Origin of the sequence: Klebsiella sp. FDAARGOS_511, assembly GCF_003812845.1 — a bacterium.
In the GTDB taxonomy this organism is placed as follows: domain Bacteria; phylum Pseudomonadota; class Gammaproteobacteria; order Enterobacterales; family Enterobacteriaceae; genus Klebsiella; species Klebsiella grimontii.
In genome coordinates this window covers 1,211,229-1,227,837 of record NZ_CP033824.1, presented here as the reverse complement: position 1 = coordinate 1,227,837, position 16,609 = coordinate 1,211,229, and the positions used below count along the sequence as shown (strand labels likewise).

At 52.1% G+C, this 16,609-nt stretch carries 18 protein-coding genes; 6 read left to right on the top strand and 12 right to left on the bottom strand.

Annotation, left to right across the window (positions count from 1 at the left end):
• Positions 1-30: 30 nt before the first annotated feature.
• Positions 31-942 (bottom strand): DNA-binding transcriptional repressor CitR, encoded by a 912-nt coding sequence (gene citR, locus EGY08_RS07080; protein ID WP_004130402.1) that lies wholly within the window; start codon positions 940-942, stop codon positions 31-33.
• Positions 943-1,765: 823 nt separating this feature from the next.
• Here citR and ahpC point away from each other — a divergent pair.
• Both ahpC and ahpF read left to right on the top strand, forming a co-directional pair.
• Positions 1,766-2,329: an alkyl hydroperoxide reductase subunit C gene (gene ahpC / locus EGY08_RS07075; protein WP_004130404.1), complete on the top strand. Its 564-nt coding sequence runs from the start codon at positions 1,766-1,768 to the stop codon at positions 2,327-2,329.
• 241 nt (positions 2,330-2,570) lie between these two features.
• The gene (ahpF, locus tag EGY08_RS07070; protein ID WP_004130405.1) at positions 2,571-4,136 is read left to right on the top strand and encodes an alkyl hydroperoxide reductase subunit F; all 1,566 of its coding nucleotides are present in this window, start codon (positions 2,571-2,573) and stop codon (positions 4,134-4,136) included.
• A gap of 76 nt (positions 4,137-4,212) precedes the next feature.
• On the opposite strand, the gene uspG is transcribed toward ahpF, so the two are convergent.
• From uspG to dcuC, 4 genes are all read right to left on the bottom strand, one after another.
• Positions 4,213-4,641, bottom strand: coding sequence for a universal stress protein UspG (gene uspG, locus EGY08_RS07065; protein ID WP_004100140.1), 429 nt, complete (start codon positions 4,639-4,641; stop codon positions 4,213-4,215).
• A gap of 198 nt (positions 4,642-4,839) precedes the next feature.
• Complete coding sequence (rnk, locus tag EGY08_RS07060; RefSeq protein ID WP_004111326.1) at positions 4,840-5,250, bottom strand: nucleoside diphosphate kinase regulator; 411 nt, start codon at positions 5,248-5,250, stop codon at positions 4,840-4,842.
• A gap of 155 nt (positions 5,251-5,405) precedes the next feature.
• Positions 5,406-6,200, bottom strand: a complete 795-nt coding sequence (gene rna / locus EGY08_RS07055; RefSeq protein ID WP_049112036.1) for a ribonuclease I — start codon at positions 6,198-6,200, stop codon at positions 5,406-5,408.
• 92 nt (positions 6,201-6,292) lie between these two features.
• Entirely contained in the window at positions 6,293-7,666 is a 1,374-nt protein-coding gene (gene dcuC / locus EGY08_RS07050; protein ID WP_123828341.1) for an anaerobic C4-dicarboxylate transporter DcuC, read from the bottom strand.
• 289 nt (positions 7,667-7,955) lie between these two features.
• On the opposite strand from dcuC, the gene pagP reads away from it, so the two are divergent.
• On the top strand, positions 7,956-8,531 hold the full coding sequence (pagP, locus tag EGY08_RS07040) for a lipid IV(A) palmitoyltransferase PagP (protein ID WP_162626021.1): 576 nt from the start codon (positions 7,956-7,958) through the stop codon (positions 8,529-8,531).
• Between the two features lie 195 nt (positions 8,532-8,726).
• Positions 8,727-8,936: a transcription antiterminator/RNA stability regulator CspE gene (gene cspE / locus EGY08_RS07035; RefSeq protein WP_004100146.1), complete on the top strand. Its 210-nt coding sequence runs from the start codon at positions 8,727-8,729 to the stop codon at positions 8,934-8,936.
• Between the two features lie 57 nt (positions 8,937-8,993).
• Here the strand turns inward: cspE and crcB are convergent, their stop codons facing one another.
• Positions 8,994-9,377 carry a fluoride efflux transporter CrcB gene (crcB, locus tag EGY08_RS07030; RefSeq protein ID WP_049112038.1) on the bottom strand — a complete coding sequence of 128 codons (384 nt, stop codon included), beginning with the start codon at positions 9,375-9,377 and terminating at the stop codon, positions 8,994-8,996.
• 91 nt (positions 9,378-9,468) lie between these two features.
• Between crcB and EGY08_RS07025 the strand changes: the two genes are divergently transcribed.
• Entirely contained in the window at positions 9,469-10,257 is a 789-nt protein-coding gene (locus EGY08_RS07025) for a deaminated glutathione amidase (protein ID WP_004130410.1), read from the top strand.
• 127 nt (positions 10,258-10,384) lie between these two features.
• On the top strand, positions 10,385-10,588 hold the full coding sequence (tatE, locus tag EGY08_RS07020; protein WP_004130411.1) for a twin-arginine translocase subunit TatE: 204 nt from the start codon (positions 10,385-10,387) through the stop codon (positions 10,586-10,588).
• A gap of 225 nt (positions 10,589-10,813) precedes the next feature.
• On the opposite strand, the gene lipA is transcribed toward tatE, so the two are convergent.
• The 6 genes from lipA to rlpA form a co-directional block, all read right to left on the bottom strand.
• Entirely contained in the window at positions 10,814-11,779 is a 966-nt protein-coding gene (lipA, locus tag EGY08_RS07015; protein WP_004130412.1) for a lipoyl synthase, read from the bottom strand.
• Positions 11,780-11,965: 186 nt separating this feature from the next.
• Positions 11,966-12,919, bottom strand: a complete 954-nt coding sequence (locus EGY08_RS07010) for a YbeF family transcriptional regulator (protein ID WP_004130413.1) — start codon at positions 12,917-12,919, stop codon at positions 11,966-11,968.
• Positions 12,920-13,056: 137 nt separating this feature from the next.
• Positions 13,057-13,701, bottom strand: a complete 645-nt coding sequence (gene lipB, locus EGY08_RS07005) for a lipoyl(octanoyl) transferase LipB (protein ID WP_004130414.1) — start codon at positions 13,699-13,701, stop codon at positions 13,057-13,059.
• 91 nt (positions 13,702-13,792) lie between these two features.
• Positions 13,793-14,056 (bottom strand): DUF493 family protein YbeD, encoded by a 264-nt coding sequence (gene ybeD, locus EGY08_RS07000; protein WP_004100153.1) that lies wholly within the window; start codon positions 14,054-14,056, stop codon positions 13,793-13,795.
• A 106-nt stretch (positions 14,057-14,162) separates the two neighbouring features.
• Entirely contained in the window at positions 14,163-15,362 is a 1,200-nt protein-coding gene (gene dacA / locus EGY08_RS06995) for a D-alanyl-D-alanine carboxypeptidase DacA (protein WP_032742271.1), read from the bottom strand.
• Positions 15,363-15,504: 142 nt separating this feature from the next.
• Positions 15,505-16,599, bottom strand: a complete 1,095-nt coding sequence (gene rlpA / locus EGY08_RS06990) for an endolytic peptidoglycan transglycosylase RlpA (protein WP_004130416.1) — start codon at positions 16,597-16,599, stop codon at positions 15,505-15,507.
• Positions 16,600-16,609 lie beyond the last annotated feature (10 nt).

The window sequence follows — 16,609 nt, the reverse complement described above, 5'->3', positions numbered from 1 at the left end:
TATTCATTGATTTAATGAAAATTATTTTAATTATTCACTGATATTATTGTTTTCGAAATTATCGATGAATCTTGCAAACTTGGGGTCATCAAGATTTACCCGATTATAGATCATGTAAATACTGACGGAGGGGATCTTAAATGGCACGTTGATAACTTTAAATTTATTCTGGAAACTTATATATTCCAGAATACACGTCGGTACAAAACCGATTAAATCAGTCTGTTGAATAATATTAAGGATGGCGGTGTATGAATCGCTACTGAAAGCGATTTTTCTATCAGCAAGAATGCCTGCAGCCTGGTTTTGAAAGGATTTAGTTCCCTGATCGTTAGACAGATAATAGGTAAAGCGTTCCTGCAGTATGGCTTTTGTCGTGGTCAGCGATGCCAGCCTGGGATGGTTTTCATTACACACCAGCGAAATGTCCATCTCCTGGATGCGCTTACAGACGGTAGCTCGCGATATTAGTGGCAGAGTGCTGAATATCAGGTCGGCTTTACGGTAGGATAGCAAGCTTTCTACCGACTCTCCTGATGCCAGCAGATCGTGATGCTCAACGTGCAGGTTTGAATCATTTAATAGCATATGAATCAAATTAGTTGTTTTAGGGGTAATAAAAAGCTGCGGGGCATAAACCACAAGACGTTTCTTTAATTCAGAACGGTTGGTCAGATAGATAGTTTGTTCTAATTGATTCAGGTTTTTTTCGAGATGATGATGCAGATTAACACCTACCGTAGTCGGCGTTATCCCTTTACCTGAACGAACGAATAGTGGGTCATTTAGCTGGGTACGGAGACGCTGAAGTGACTGACTGACGGCAGAGGGCGTAATAAATAGCGTTTCCGCCGCTTTGCTGATACTTAAATGCTGGTAAATGCATTCAAAAATAACGAGTAGATTCAGATCGAATTTCTTGAGATCGTAAAGGTTAGCCATTTTCAACGTCCTGTTAAGCTGGCAGTAAGAAAAATAGATTATAATATGTTTTCATTATATTTGTTTGGTGAATGTTCGTTCTTAATTATTTAATGCTCGTGTCGTCGTTAAGTTTATCTAAATATATACCACCGTCGCGCATTCCGCCAGATCCTTTTGTTTACTGCAACGCCAGAGACGGAAGGACGTTTATGAAGTCTGGCTTTGCCTCCTTCATAATCTGTAGTTTTTCTTTATCCGCAGCCTCATTGCGTGTTGAATCCTTCTTTCGTTATTCATAAGGTCAATTGCTGATATGACGTTGGCACCGGGATAGCTTATCAACCGGTGAGGGGCATTAAGACGCTTCGTTTGTGCTGGGTGGAAAAGGCCCGATCGTAGAAGCCGGGGATTCAGATCCGCATGAACAGGGGGGGATAGAGTGAAGCCCAGCAAAATCAAAGGTAAAAGTCATGGCTGTGGTAAAACCTATTACAGCCATAGGTAAGACCTGACGCCGCGTGGATTGCCCTTTCGTTCAGCGGGTGATGTAATCGCTGAGCTGTTACATTAAGGTGTAGAGCGCAACACATTGCCAGCTACTGGCGCTGAACCTACCTGCGGGTGTTTCAGGTAACGGGGCCGCCTGCGAGGGCGGCCTTTTTACTTTTCAGCGCATATAATGCGAAACGCGGTAGCGGTTTGCCATCGCGTTGACAGGTTCACAAAGTTGTCTTGTTTCGGTTGTTAGATAACGCTTATTGATTCGATAATGCAAACGCATTGGTCGAGTCAGGAAAAATTCGTTAACTTAGACCTCAACGAAAACACGGAGGAAGTATAGATGTCCTTAATTAATACCAAAATCAAACCTTTCAAAAACCAGGCGTTCAAAAACGGTGAATTCATCGAAGTAACCGAGAAAGATACTGAAGGCCGCTGGAGCGTCTTCTTCTTCTACCCGGCTGACTTCACTTTCGTTTGCCCGACTGAACTGGGCGACGTCGCAGACCATTACGAAGAATTGCAGAAGCTGGGCGTAGATGTGTACTCCGTCTCTACCGATACCCACTTCACCCACAAAGCGTGGCACAGCAGCTCTGAAACCATCGCCAAAATCAAATACGCGATGATCGGCGACCCGACTGGCGCCCTGACCCGTAACTTCGACAACATGCGTGAAGATGAAGGTCTGGCAGATCGTGCAACCTTCGTTGTTGACCCGCAGGGTGTTATCCAGGCTATCGAAGTTACCGCTGAAGGTATCGGCCGTGACGCGTCTGACCTGCTGCGCAAAATCAAAGCAGCTCAGTACGTAGCTTCTCACCCAGGCGAAGTTTGCCCGGCTAAGTGGAAAGAAGGCGAAGCGACTCTGGCTCCATCCCTGGACCTGGTCGGCAAAATCTAAATTTCCGTCGTCTTTCACGCCATAGCTGCGTTGGCGTCGCCTGCTCACCCCGGTCGCTTACTTCAGTAAGCTCTCGGGGATTCTCAGGCTAGCCGCCTTGCTCTGACGCGAAATACTTTGGAAATGACTTCAGTCATGGGCGCACCGGCGCCCATTTCATTCCAACACCATGATGCAAGCGTATTCAGGCTGCCTGGACGAGGCCGCTTGCATGATGATGTTTTAAGCCCAGGAGATAAAAATGCTCGACACCAACATGAAAACCCAGCTCAAGGCCTATCTTGAGAAGCTGACTAAACCTGTTGAGCTGATTGCCACGCTGGATGACGGCGCTAAATCGGCAGAAATCAGGGAACTGCTGGCTGAAATTGCTGAACTGTCAGATAAAGTCACCTTTAAAGAAGATAACGGCCTGGCGGTGCGCAAGCCGTCATTCCTGATTACCAACCCCGGCTCCAGCCAGGGGCCGCGCTTTGCCGGTTCTCCGCTGGGACATGAATTCACCTCTTTAGTTCTTGCTCTGCTGTGGACCGGCGGCCATCCGTCAAAAGAAGCCCAGTCCCTGCTTGAGCAAATCCGCAATATCGACGGCGATTTTGAATTCGAAACCTACTATTCGCTTTCATGTCATAACTGCCCGGATGTGGTTCAGGCGCTGAACCTGATGGCGGTACTGAACCCGCGTATCAAGCACACGGCGATTGACGGCGGAACGTATCAAAATGAAATCACCGAACGCAACGTGATGGGCGTACCGGCAGTATTTATGAACGGTAAGGAATTTGGTCAGGGCCGCATGACGCTGACTGAAATCGTGGCTAAAGTGGATACCGGCGCGGAAAAACGTGCGGCGGAAGAGCTGAATAAACGTGAAGCCTACGATGTCTTAATCGTCGGCTCCGGCCCGTCCGGCGCAGCTGCAGCCGTTTACTCCGCGCGCAAAGGCATTCGTACCGGCCTGATGGGCGAGCGTTTTGGCGGCCAGGTGCTGGATACCGTGGATATCGAAAACTATATCTCGGTACCTAAAACGGAAGGCCAGAAACTGGCTGGCGCATTAAAAGCGCACGTTAGTGAATACGATGTTGATGTTATCGATTCCCAGAGTGCCTCAAAACTGATCCCTGCTGCGGTTGAAGGCGGTCTACATCAGATTGAAACCGCCTCCGGTGCGGTGCTGAAAGCGCGTAGCGTGATCATTGCTACCGGCGCGAAATGGCGTAACATGAACGTGCCGGGTGAAGATCAGTATCGTACCAAGGGCGTAACCTACTGTCCGCACTGCGACGGCCCGCTGTTTAAGGGCAAGCGCGTGGCGGTGATCGGCGGCGGTAACTCCGGCGTGGAAGCGGCAATCGATCTGGCAGGCGTTGTTGAACATGTCACTCTGCTGGAGTTCGCGCCGGAAATGAAGGCCGATCAGGTTTTGCAGGATAAAGTCCGCAGCCTGAAAAACGTCGATATTATCCTGAACGCGCAGACCACAGAAGTGGTGGGCGACGGCAGCAAAGTCACCGGCCTGCAGTACCGCGACCGGGTGAGCGGCGATGAACATCACGTGGCGCTGGCGGGGATCTTCGTTCAGATAGGTCTGCTGCCGAATACCAACTGGCTGGAAGGCGCGATTGAACGCAACCGCATGGGGGAAATCATCATTGATGCTAAATGTGAAACCAACGTGAAGGGCGTTTTCGCTGCTGGCGACTGCACGACCGTTCCGTATAAACAGATTATTATCGCCACCGGCGAAGGTGCGAAGGCGTCGCTGAGCTCGTTCGATTACCTGATTCGCACTAAAACTGCATAATTCATAATAAAGTAAGACTCAACCTGCACAGTAAAGAGGCTACCCTTGGGTAGCCTCTTTTTTTAGCATGCTGGAGTTACCTGACCACCATCACCGGAATATGGGCATGACGAATCACGCTTGAGGCGTTGGAGCCCAGCAGGTGCGTGCTGATGGAAGGATTGCGGGAGCCAATCACGACCACATCGGCTTTTATTTCATTGGCCAGTTCATTGACCATATCGCGCACGTTGCCAAAGCGGACGTGCATTTTGATTCGCGACGGGTCAATGCTGAAATGTCCAGCCATTGTTTTCAGGCGCGTTTCTGCTTCATGCTGCAAATGCTCTTCAAAGCGGCGCAGGTCGGCGGTAAAACGACTCATCGTGAAGCTTGAAGAACCGGGTAGTACGTGGAGAAGATGGATAACCCCGTCCTGCTGGGCTAAAAACTCGGCATGGCGAACGGCTTTATCGCTTAACTCCATTTCAAAGACATCAACGGGCATAATGATTGTTTTATACATATGCATTCCTCCTTGTTCGTCTGCTTTTATATCAACACATTATAGGAAAGTATTGTGCCATTCAGGTCGCAAAATTGTCAGAACGGCTGGAGTGCGGCGTAAAAGTTTGTCAAATGAGAAGTGAAGAGTGAAAAGTTCAGAAAGAGGATGTGGATACATCCTCTGGATAAAGCGTAAACGCCTCAGGCAGGAAGGGGGTTAACGGTGGAAATCGCCAGCGGCTTCCGGCTGATAGAGCAGTTCCAGCACTTCAAGATGCGTTGAGGTGCCGCCCGGTAATTCCCAGTGAATCGCGCTGCCGACTTTTAGTCCCAGCAGGGCGGCACCGACCGGGGCCATAACCGATAGCTGAGTGGCGCTATCCGTTACCTGGGCCGGGAAAACCAGGGTGCGGATACGCTCTTCACCGGTTGTTAAATCGCGAAACCTGACTTGGCTATTCATGCTGACAACATCATGCGGCATGGCTTCCGGGGCCAGCATTTGCGCGCGGTCAAGCTCGTCATTTAGCGCGTCCGCGACCGGCGAGTTGGCGAAAGCCGGTTGCTCCAGCAGCCTGTCGATGCGCTCTGCGTCAAGTTCATTAATGATGATTGCGGGTCTGGTCATCTCATACTCCATGTTATCCAGGAACCTGTCCGTAAAAGAAAACCCTCACCGAAAATGGCAAGGGTTAATGTCCTCTCATCATACTGAGACTTGCTGGTGGTTTGAAGTGATTAAACGCACATTCATTAACGAACGATAGCTAAGTCGTATAAAACCTAGCCGGCTTTATCCAGCAGAAATTGCTTACCGCAGTTCCCCGGATGGGGCTGAGGTAAGAATGAGTTAGCGGATAAAGGGGCATTGATAGCCGCGGCTTTGATGGAGATTTGCATCTCAGTCAGATAGGCGGGGTTGCCGTTGCAGGTTAACTTGAACGCCTTAACGTTCTGTTTTCCATAGGCCTCAGCGACCGCGGCGTTGAAGTCATCCCGGCTAACGGTTTGCCCGTAATATTTGGCCAGGAAAGCGCCAAGGGGGCCTTGCTTAATTTCGCCGTTCAGGCGCACCATGGCGCCGAAATAGTTGTCAGGATCAAACCCAAAGCAAACGCCATGCTTGGCGTATTCATAACGTTCAAGACATGAGTTGCCGCCCGAACCCGGCATGACGCCGTTAAGTTTATTCGCCATTTCCAGCGATAGACCGGTTTCCGCCGCCCGACATTTTTGCCCGGCTTTCGCTTCCGGCATATTGGGGACAGGGCGGGTCGCGCAGCCAAAACGCATCCAGCGGCGCTCGTCCACTCCGCGCGCGGCAATGGATTTTGGCAGACTCGGCCACAGGCCGTGAACGGTCAGGAAATCGGCTTTATTGCTGCGTTCTTGCTGCAGGCGACACTCTTCCGGCTCGCCGCGGTTTCGGTCTTGCATACTTTGGCAGAACCCCGTTTGCCAGGAGAGAGCCAGCACGTAGCGATCAAAATCACCGTATTGCGTGGCGATCAGCGGATCCGCGCTGACCTGGGCGGCACTAAGCAAAAGGGCAATGGCGACGAAATCCTTCCTGAACATTTTTATTCCTGATGACAAATGGTCATTGATAACATTGCGTTATTAAAGCATAAAAAAGGCGCCAACAGGCGCCTTTTCACAGGGGGTCACCGTTAGCGGATTGCGCTGCCGGGAACCAGCACTTCGGTGGCGATAATAACCACTAGCAAACCCACCAGAACCGGGACAGAGGTCCGTTTTACCACCTCGAACGGTGATATTTTTGCCATCCCGGCGACAGCGACCACCACGCCGGATACCGGCGAAATGGTTCGTCCAAGGTTAGACGCCTGCAGCATCGGTATCGAAAGATAAGCCGGATTGATACCGGAAGAGTGCGCCAGCTTTGGGATCATCTCAACGAAAGCATAGAAGGGGGCGTTACCGGAACCGGTGGTCATGGCCGCCAGCATGGTCAGAATGACCAGTACCAGCATCAGAATAATGCTGGCGGAGCCGAACGACGTGGCAATAGAAATCAGACCGTTAATAAAGCCAATGGTACTCAGCCCCTGAGCAAAGACGCCGGCGGCGACCAGCAGCATCACCACTCCGGCAAAAGCGTCAGCCATGCCGCGATACGCCGCTTCCAGGCCGTTAAACACATTTTTGGTGTTAAAGCCGCGGCAGAATTCCAGAATCGCCGCCAGCAGCATGCAGAGAACCAGAATGGTGATGATATGCAACTCCGGGCCCCATTTGCCGTCGAAAATCAGTACCCCAACGATCGGCGTAAACGGCAGGATGGCGTAGAAAGCGGGAGCAGTGGTGGTTATTTCGTTCACATCGAGCATTTCATGGACGACGTTTTCTTTTTTATCCAGATAACGCTGCCAGAAAAAGTGAGCGATCGCCATGCTGAGGATAGCGACAATTGAGATGGGCAGCGTGGTTTTAAAGGCAAAGTCAATCAGCGGCATTTCGGCGGCCTTAGCGGCCAGCACGACATCACCGGAGGTCGGTGACAGAATAATCGCCGCCGGAGAGGCGCAAATAGCGGCGGCGGCACCGCGGCTGATGCCAACGTTGACCATGACCGGGAACAGCGTCGCCATCAGCAGCACCCCAAGACCGGTTGCCGAGGAGACGGCCAGCGACATCAGGCAGGCAACGAAATACGCGGCGATCATCAGTAGATAGGGTGAGTTAATGAAGCGCAGCGGTTTTGACGCCAGCTTCACCACCATGTCATTGGCGCCGATGTGCGTCATATAAGTCGCGAACCCGCAGAGCATCATGATCATCATGCCGAGGTCGCCGCCGCGGCTCATAAGCAGTATCTTGATATATTCAACAATATCGGTGGCGGAGTAACCGGTGCTCTTTGCGTCGCCTGGTAAAATCTTATGCCCCATTAGCGCACTGGCGATGAGTAATACTAAGCCACCGACGAATAGCACGCCGGTGGCTGAATAGCCTTTAATGATGTAGCGGGCGACGCCCACAATGACCACAATCCCAATCAGGATCTCTACTAGCGTAAGCATTCTTTTACCCCTAAACCATTAATCCAAAGAATCTGCTGATAAATAAAGCGAAGGAAAAATTAAGTGAGCGAATGTGCCTAAAAAACGGGCGAAACTCGCTGATGCAAATCAATAAATCGATGAGAATCTCTCGCTGACGGTACAAGGCCAGCATAGTTAAACGTTAGCTAAGAGGGATTTCAGATTTTTTGTACCGGGCAAATCAAGAGTTTGCCTAATTCCGTTAAGGTAGTATTAAGTTTATCTTTGCTATCTTACTCCGCTTTAAAAATGATACTGGTAAGAGAAAGTGTTAATGCGACGTCGATTTATTGGATTTTTTCTTGGATGCCTGGGCCTGCTGCTATCATCCACCTCCGCTAATGCATCGTTCAGCTCGACGCTTCGCGACGGCTACAACACGCTGAGCGATAACGTCTCGCAGACGTGGAATGAGCCTGAGCACTACGATCTTTATATCCCTGCGGTGACCTGGCATGCCCGTTTCGCCTACGATAAAGAGAAAACGGACCGGTATAACGAACGCCCGTGGGGCGCCGGCTTCGGGGTCTCGCGCTGGGACGATAAAGGAAACTGGCATGGCATCTATCTGATGGCCTTTAAAGACTCTTATAACAAGTGGGAGCCTATCGGCGGCTATGGCTGGGAGAAGACGTGGCGTCCGCTGGCGGACGATAATTTCCACTTGGGTCTGGGCTACACGCTTGGCGTGACGGCGCGTGATAACTGGAACTATATCCCTATTCCGGTCGTGCTGCCCCTGGCTTCCATCGGTTACGGTCCGGCAACATTCCAGATGACCTATATACCCGGTACCTACAACAACGGTAACGTTTACTTTGCCTGGGCGCGCATTCAGTTTTGATGCGAATTTTGATAGCCATAAAAGAGATAAGCGGACTGTCTTGTGGAAAAACAAAGACTAAAGTGAACCCTGTACAAAAAGATAGAGACTTTTATCACTTTTTAGCAAAGTTGCGCTGGACAAAAGGTACCACAATTGGTGTACTGATACCCGACACAGTATTAGTGTCGATTTTTTCATATAAAGGTAATTTTGATGTCTAAGATTAAAGGTAACGTTAAGTGGTTTAATGAGTCCAAAGGATTCGGTTTCATTACTCCGGAAGATGGCAGCAAAGATGTATTCGTACATTTCTCTGCAATCCAGTCCAACGGTTTCAAAACTCTGGCTGAAGGTCAGCGCGTAGAGTTCGAAATCACTAACGGTGCCAAAGGCCCTTCTGCTGCAAACGTAATGCCTATCTAAGCAACGCGTCAGTAGAATATAAAAACCCGCTCATGGCGGGTTTTTTTTTGCCTGCGGTTAGCGGCTGGCGGCATGAGAGAACAGCCAGAACGCAGCGGCGGTCATGGCAAATGAGCCTAATAAGTTGACGAGTACGTTGAGTAACGCCCAGCTAAGGCGCCCTTGCTGCAGGAGAAACACCACCTCGGCGGAGAACGTGGAGAAGGTGGTCAGCCCGCCGCAAAAGCCGGTGGTGATAAGCAGCTTCCACATCGGATCGATATCCGTCAGGCGATTAAACCATGCCAGTCCTACGCCGATAATAAAAGCCCCCAGCAGGTTAGCGGTGAGCGTACCAATGGGGATAGCATGATGCATGGGGTTAAACTTCATACCCAGCCACCAGCGCAAAACGCTGCCGGTGCCGCCGCCAAGAAACACAGCAAAAAGGAGTTGCAACACGGTCATTCCCTGTTTATTGATTGAGACTAAACTTCGAGTGTAGCGCGCGAAAGGCCTTACTGGCTACGACTAACCTGACGGGAGAGAAAAGATGCTTGTTGCTGCCGGACAATTTGCCGTAACGCCGGACTGGAGTGAAAACGCGCAGACCTGCGTCAGTATGATGCGTCAGGCCGCGGAGCGGGGGGCATCTCTTCTGGTTCTGCCAGAGGCGTTGCTGGCGCGAGACGATAACGATGCGGATTTGTCAGTTAAATCCGCCCAGCAGCTTGATGGCGACTTTTTACAGCTCTTGCTGGCAGAGAGCGAAAATAGTGCGTTGACGACGGTGCTGACCCTGCATATCCCTTCCGGCGAAGGTCGAGCGACGAATACGCTGGTGGCCCTGCGTCAGGGGAAGATTGTGGAGCAATACCAGAAACTGCATCTCTATGATGCGTTCAATATCCAGGAATCCAGGTTGGTCGATGCCGGGCGGCAAATTCCGCCGCTGATCGAAGTCGATGGGATGCGCGTCGGGCTGATGACCTGCTACGATTTACGTTTCCCTGAACTGGCGCTGTCGTTAGCGCTCAGCGGTGCGCAGCTTATCGTGTTGCCTGCCGCGTGGGTAAAAGGGCCGCTGAAGGAACATCACTGGGCGACGCTGCTGGCGGCACGAGCGCTGGATACCACCTGCTATATTGTCGCCGCAGGAGAGTGCGGGACGCGTAATATCGGCCAAAGCCGTATTATCGACCCCTTAGGGACAACGCTTGCCGGGGCGGGAGAGCGACCGCAGTTGATTTTTTCTGAACTTTCAGCTGATTATATCCAGCAGGTACGCGAGCGCCTGCCGGTGTTGCGTAATCGCCGCTTTGCGCCACCGCAATTATTATGACGTTTTTTTAAACAAGGCTTGATTCACCTTGTTACAGATTGCTATTGTGTCCGCGCGTCAAATAGCCGTTAATTGTATGCGTGTATGATGGCGTATTCGCAGCTTGTATTAGAGAAGAAGGTTAGCTATGGGTGAGATTAGTATTACCAAACTGCTGGTAGTCGCAGCGCTGATTATCCTGGTGTTTGGTACCAAAAAGTTACGCACGCTGGGTGGAGACCTGGGCTCGGCTATCAAAGGCTTTAAAAAAGCCATGAACGATGACGATGACAGTGCGAAGAAGACCAGTGCTGAAGAAGCGCCGGCACAGAAGCTCTCTCATAAAGAGTAATTCGCGACGAGTTTCCTGATAGAGGAGGCTCGCTACCGACGGGGCTAAACCGCGTCGGCAAAGAGGCCGCAACGTTAACGCTGCGGCCTTTTTTATGTTAAATGTATATACATTGGTCTAAAAAGATGCAACCAACTGTTACCGCGTTGGGCTTTTTCTCAGGAAAAGAATGCATTGGCAGGATGGACCGCAGCGCGAAAAATATCACGCCGCGGTTGGGAGGGGTTACTTCACTTCCATGCCTTTGGCCTGCAGGTCGGCATGATAGGACGAGCGAACGAACGGCCCGCAGGCAGCGTGGGTAAAGCCCATGGCCATCGCTTCGGCTTTCATCTCTTCGAACTCATCCGGGCTCACGTAGCGCTGTACCGGCAGGTGATGGCGGCTCGGCTGCAAATACTGGCCTAACGTCAGCATGGTGACGCCATGGCGACGCAGATCGCGCATCACTTCTACGATTTCAGCATTGGTTTCGCCTAAACCAACCATCAGGCCCGATTTCGTCGGGATCTCTGGATGTGCTTCTTTAAAGCGTTCCAGCAGCTTCAGCGACCAGTTGTAGTCGGCGCCAGGGCGTACCTGGCGATACAGGCGCGGCACGTTTTCCAGGTTATGGTTAAACACGTCCGGCGGCGTCGCCTGGAGGATTTCCAGCGCGCGATCCATACGGCCGCGGAAGTCCGGTACCAGGGTTTCAATTTTAATCGTCGGGCTTTTTTCACGAATCGCTTTGATGCAGTCGGCAAAGTGCTGAGCGCCGCCATCGCGCAGATCGTCCCGATCCACGGAAGTCACCACCACATAGCGCAGCGCCATATCGGCGATGGTTTGCGCCAGCTTCTGCGGCTCGTTGGCGTCCGGCGTAACCGGGCGACCGTGGGCAACATCGCAGAACGGGCAACGACGGGTACAGATGGCACCCAGAATCATAAAGGTTGCCGTTCCGTGATTAAAACATTCCGCGAGGTTAGGGCAAGAGGCTTCTTCGCACACGGAGTGCAGGCCGTTCTTACGCATCGCTGCCTTAATCCCCTGGATACGGGACGAGTCAGCCGGAAGTTTGATTTTCATCCATTCCGGTTTTCTGAGCAGAGCTTCACGCTCAGTTGCCACGTTTTTCACCGGGATAAGGGCCATTTTATCGGCATCGCGGTATTTAACACCGCGTTCCATCACAATGGGTTTACTCATAGCGTGCGTGTTCCAGTTGCGAGTGACGAAGGAAAGCGAATCAATTCAAGTAAATGTTGCATTTATCAACTATTTTTGAATTAAACGCAGGCAGTATATCATTGATACGGGGGATAAAGCAGCCTGCTGGCCGGCAAATTGTAAAATAGTTGTTGTTTTATGCTTTTCCCTCACGTGCTTTATCGACTAAAAAGCCTGGCGAATCGTCTCAACGATCTCTTTCAGCAAGGGCTCCTTCGCGCTGAGCTTGTTATAGTGCAGCGCAATATCAATTCTTTCTTCCCGCAGAGGCGGAAAATCGATCATTTTTAAGGGCCAAATCTTCTCGACCAGCGAGAACATTCCGGACGTGATTAGCCCCAGCATATCGCTGTCGTTGACCAGGGCTGCTTGAGTTAACAGATTGTAGCTGCTGAACCCATAGCGACGTTCGCCGAGATGCTCATGCAGGTGGCGCAGGATCGTCGTATAGCGCTGGCCTTCAGGCTGCAGAAGCGCGAATTCATATTGACTGAGATTTGCTGAGGTTGCCGGCAGCGTCAGGGCCGGATGCCCTGCCCGGCAGAAGATATGTACGCTATCCTGAAATAGCACATGGTGCGTAATCCCCTGCCCGCTGTGGGGGAAACTGTCAACCAGCAGGTCAACCTGACGCTGGTTTAACTGGCTGGCCGCGTCGGTGATGGCGACATTGTGCAGCAAAATCTGGGGAAAGACGCTCCGCAGCTGCCTGGTGATAACCGGCATGATCAACGCGCCAATAGCCGGCGAGGTAGCCACGGTTATCACCCGCTCGCTCCGGGTATTCCCGGTTAAATCCAGGGCGTTAAGAAATGCCTCCATACCCTGGCTAATATGCTTATGAAGATGCGAGGCATAAGCCGTTGGCGTTACGCCCTGGCCCTTGCGGATAAAAAGCGGGTCAGGGAAGAGGGCGCGCAGTTTGTTGATGGACTGACTAATCGCAGAGGGCGTGATATTCAGTATTTTGGCCGCGTTGACGATACCTTTATGGACGTAAACCGCTTCAAAAATAGTGAGTAAATTGAGATCGATATTACGCAGAATGCGAAACATCTGCCGATCGTGGCGATCGTCAAGGCGTTCGGTTGGTTCTGTCTGAGAGTTATTTTCGTCCACTCTATATTTCCGCTAGTGATGATTAGCACCATTATAGCGGTCACAATTATTTTATTAGTGATAATTGATTGCAAAAATAAAGACTTAATCCAGGCGGATGTAAAAATGTGACGTCCCGCGTTCACGGGACGTGATAGCTAGCAAGATTGAATATATTCCGCCGGCGGATCGTTTAGTAAAGCCAGCAGATTGGCGGCGAGGCGTGGCGCGACGGTATCCGTACGGGCATCGGGCCGCCACTGGCGCATCTGCGTCATCTCCATTCCGGCATAACCGCATGGGTTAATCCTGAGGAACGGTGACAGATCCATGTTGATATTCAGCGCCAGACCGTGGAATGAGCAACCTTTGCGGATGCGCAAACCCAGAGAGCAGATCTTCTGTTCGCCCACGTAGACACCGGGCGCGTCTGCCCGCGGATGCGATTCAATACCATACTCCGCCAGGGTGTTAACGACGGTTTGCTCTAAAAGAGTCACCAGCTCACGCACGCCCAGCTTGCGGCGTTTAAGGTTCAACAGAACGTACATCACCTGCTGTCCGGGGCCATGATAGGTGACCTGTCCGCCGCGATCGCTCTGAATAACCGGTATCTCGCCGGGGACCAGAACATGTTCAGCCTTTCCGGCCTGACCCTGCGTGAACACCGGGTGATGCTCCACCAGCCAGATTTCATCCAGGGTGGCATCGTCGCGGGTATCGGTAAACTCATGCATTGCCTGCGAGACAGGTTCGTAAGGTTGCAGGCCGAGCTGGCGGATGAGGATTTTATTGTGCTGCAAAACAACGTCTCCGCAGAGAGAGAATGACTTGAGTGGGGGAGTATATCACAGCGAGAAAGACCCGGCGCAGGGCCGGGTCGGGGGAATAGATTTACAGTACCATCCGTACGATTTCAATATTGCCCAGTTCTTCATACAGGGTTTCTACCTGCTCAATGTGGGTTGCATTGATGGTAATAGAGACTGAGTGGTAGTTGCCTTTGCTGCTGGGTTTTACCGTCGGAGAGTAATCACCTGGTGCATGGCGCTGTACCACTTCAACCACCTGGTCAACCAGCTCCGGCAACGCCTGTCCCATTACTTTGTAAGTAAATGGTGTAGGGAATTCAAGCAGTTCGTTAAGTTTGGTTTTCATGTCAGCTCCGGTGTTACAACAAAAAATAATAACTCCCACGACGTGTGGGAGTTATCAGGATATCTAGTATATGGGGATGTAAATCACACTTTCAAGTGGTCGATTTTTAACCAAACCAGTGATGGAACATTAACTTAATGTAATCAATGATTTTGCCGAAGAAATTGCCTTCCTGGATTTCCTGCAACACGACTAGCGGGCGCTGATCGATCGTTTTGCCATCCAGTTGGAAGTTAATCGTGCCGACCACCTGATTTTTCTGCAGCGGCGCGTGCAGTTCGGCGTTATTCAGCACGTAGCTGGCTTTCAGATCTTTCATGCGGCCGCGCGGGATAGTCAGATAAACGTCTTTATCCACGCCGAGAGAGGCGCGATCGCTATCGCCGAACCAGGCGGGTTCAGAAGCGAACTCTTTACCGGCTTTAATTGGGTTAACGGTTTCGAAGAAGCGGAAGCCCCAGGTCAGCAGCTTTTTGCTTTCGGACTCGCGGCCTTTAAAAGTACGGCCGCCCATTACGGCGGAGATCAGGCGCATCTGGCCTTCGGTTGCGGAAGCCACGAGGTTATAGCCCGCTTTGTCGGTATGGCCGGTTTTAATACCGTCGACGTTCAGGCTGTTGTCCCACAGTAGCCCGTTGCGGTTGAGTTGGCGAATACCGTTGAAGGTAAACTCTTTTTCTTTATAGATGGTGTATTCGTTCGGGACATCGCGAACCAGCGCCTGGCCAATAAGCGCCATGTCGCGCGCAGAACTGAATTGACCATCGGCATCCAGGCCGTGAACGGTCTGAAAGTGGGTATTTTTCAGGCCAAGGGCGTTAACGTAGTTGTTCATCAGGCTGACGAAGGCATCCTGACTACCCGCGACGTAGTCGGCCATCGCCACGCAGGCGTCGTTGCCGGACTGCAGGTTGATACCGCGGATCAGCTGGGATACCGGCACTTGCATACCCGGTTTGAGGAACATCAACGAGGAGCCTTTAAAGACCGGGTTGCCGGTCGCCCATGCGTCGTTACCCACGGTGACCAGGTCGGACTCTTTAAACTTGCCCGCTTTCATGGCCTGACCAATCACATAGCTGGTCATCATCTTGGTCAGACTTGCCGGGTCACGGCGGGAGTCGGCGTTGTTTTCTGCCAGTACTTTGCCTGAGTTGTAATCGATAAGAATCCAGGATTCGGCGTCAATCTGCGGGGCGCCTGGGATCATAGTTTTGATATTCAGGTCATCGGCGCGGGCAGCGGAGGACAGCGCTGCCACGGAGAGCGCCGTAACGAGTAAACGAGCGGTAAAAGAGGTCTTCATGGTCTGAACAACGGCATCCGTGATGGAGTTAAAAAAGTGCCTTACTATAACAAACGCATTACGAACCAGCATCCGACATTGCGCACGACTTTGTTAATGACTTTGTCATGCGCAACGAGCAGGGGATGCGGGTGCGATGCCTTTAGTTGGCGCGAGTAATAAATGACTGCAGCTGAGCTTCGCTTTGCAGACGCTGTTGGATCGTGCTGGCCTGCGCTTTGCTGCTGAATGGGCCGAGCTGAATCCGCCATACCGCGCCGTTTTGCGTGACGCGGCCCGGGACGGAAAATTGCTGGCTCAGACGCTGCTGGTACTGCTGGGCGCGCGATTGATCGCTGACGGCACCGACCTGCACGACGAAATCACCGCTGGCGGCTGCGGCAGGCGTCACGGCGGCGGTGGCGGCTACGGCAGGCGCCACGCTGCCTTGCACTGAACCCGGCGCGGTAACCGGGGCGGTTTGCACGACAGGCTCGCTGCCTTCCAGCACGCCGTTATTCAGCGGCGTCGGCGCGCCGAGGAAACCGCCGCTGTTAACCGGAGCGCCGGTAGTGTCTTCCGGCTTCAGGGTTGAGTTACTGATGGCGTGCACGTCAGTTTGTGCGGGTTGACTCATCCCCGCGCTGTTATCGCCGTCAAGATTCGGGCGGGCAGGCAGGGCATAGGTCTGTTTGGCCACCGTCGTACATGCCATCCCCGGACCGGAAAGCGAGCCGTCCGGCGCGACGACGATCGGATCGATGCGCACTTTGGTGTTATTCGAGGTATTCAGACGATCGGCCGAGGCGCGCGACAGTGAAATCACGCGATCGTTACCGTAGGGGCCGCGATCGTTGATACGTACTACGATCATGCGGCCGTTCGCCAGGTTGGTGATCCGCGCGTAGCTTGGGATCGGCAGCGTGGGATGGGCTGCGGTAAGCTGTGTGGGATCGAACGCTTCTCCCGATGCAGTCAGGTTGCTGTTAGGCTCGGCGTCGTAGATAGCTGCGAAGCCCGCTTGGGTGAAGTTAGACGGATCCTGAACGATTTTATAGCTTTTGCCATCACGTTCGTAATCCTGATTCGCCGTTGCGTTAGGCGTTTCATACTGCGGATCGGCGCCGCTAATTTCCACCGTCGGGCCATTGCAAACGGCCGGCTGTGGAGTGCTGACCGTTTTTTGTTGAACGTCTTCACCCGAACATGCCGCCAGCAGTCCTGCTGCTATGCAGATCCCCAGCCATTGCTTACGCATCGCGAACCCC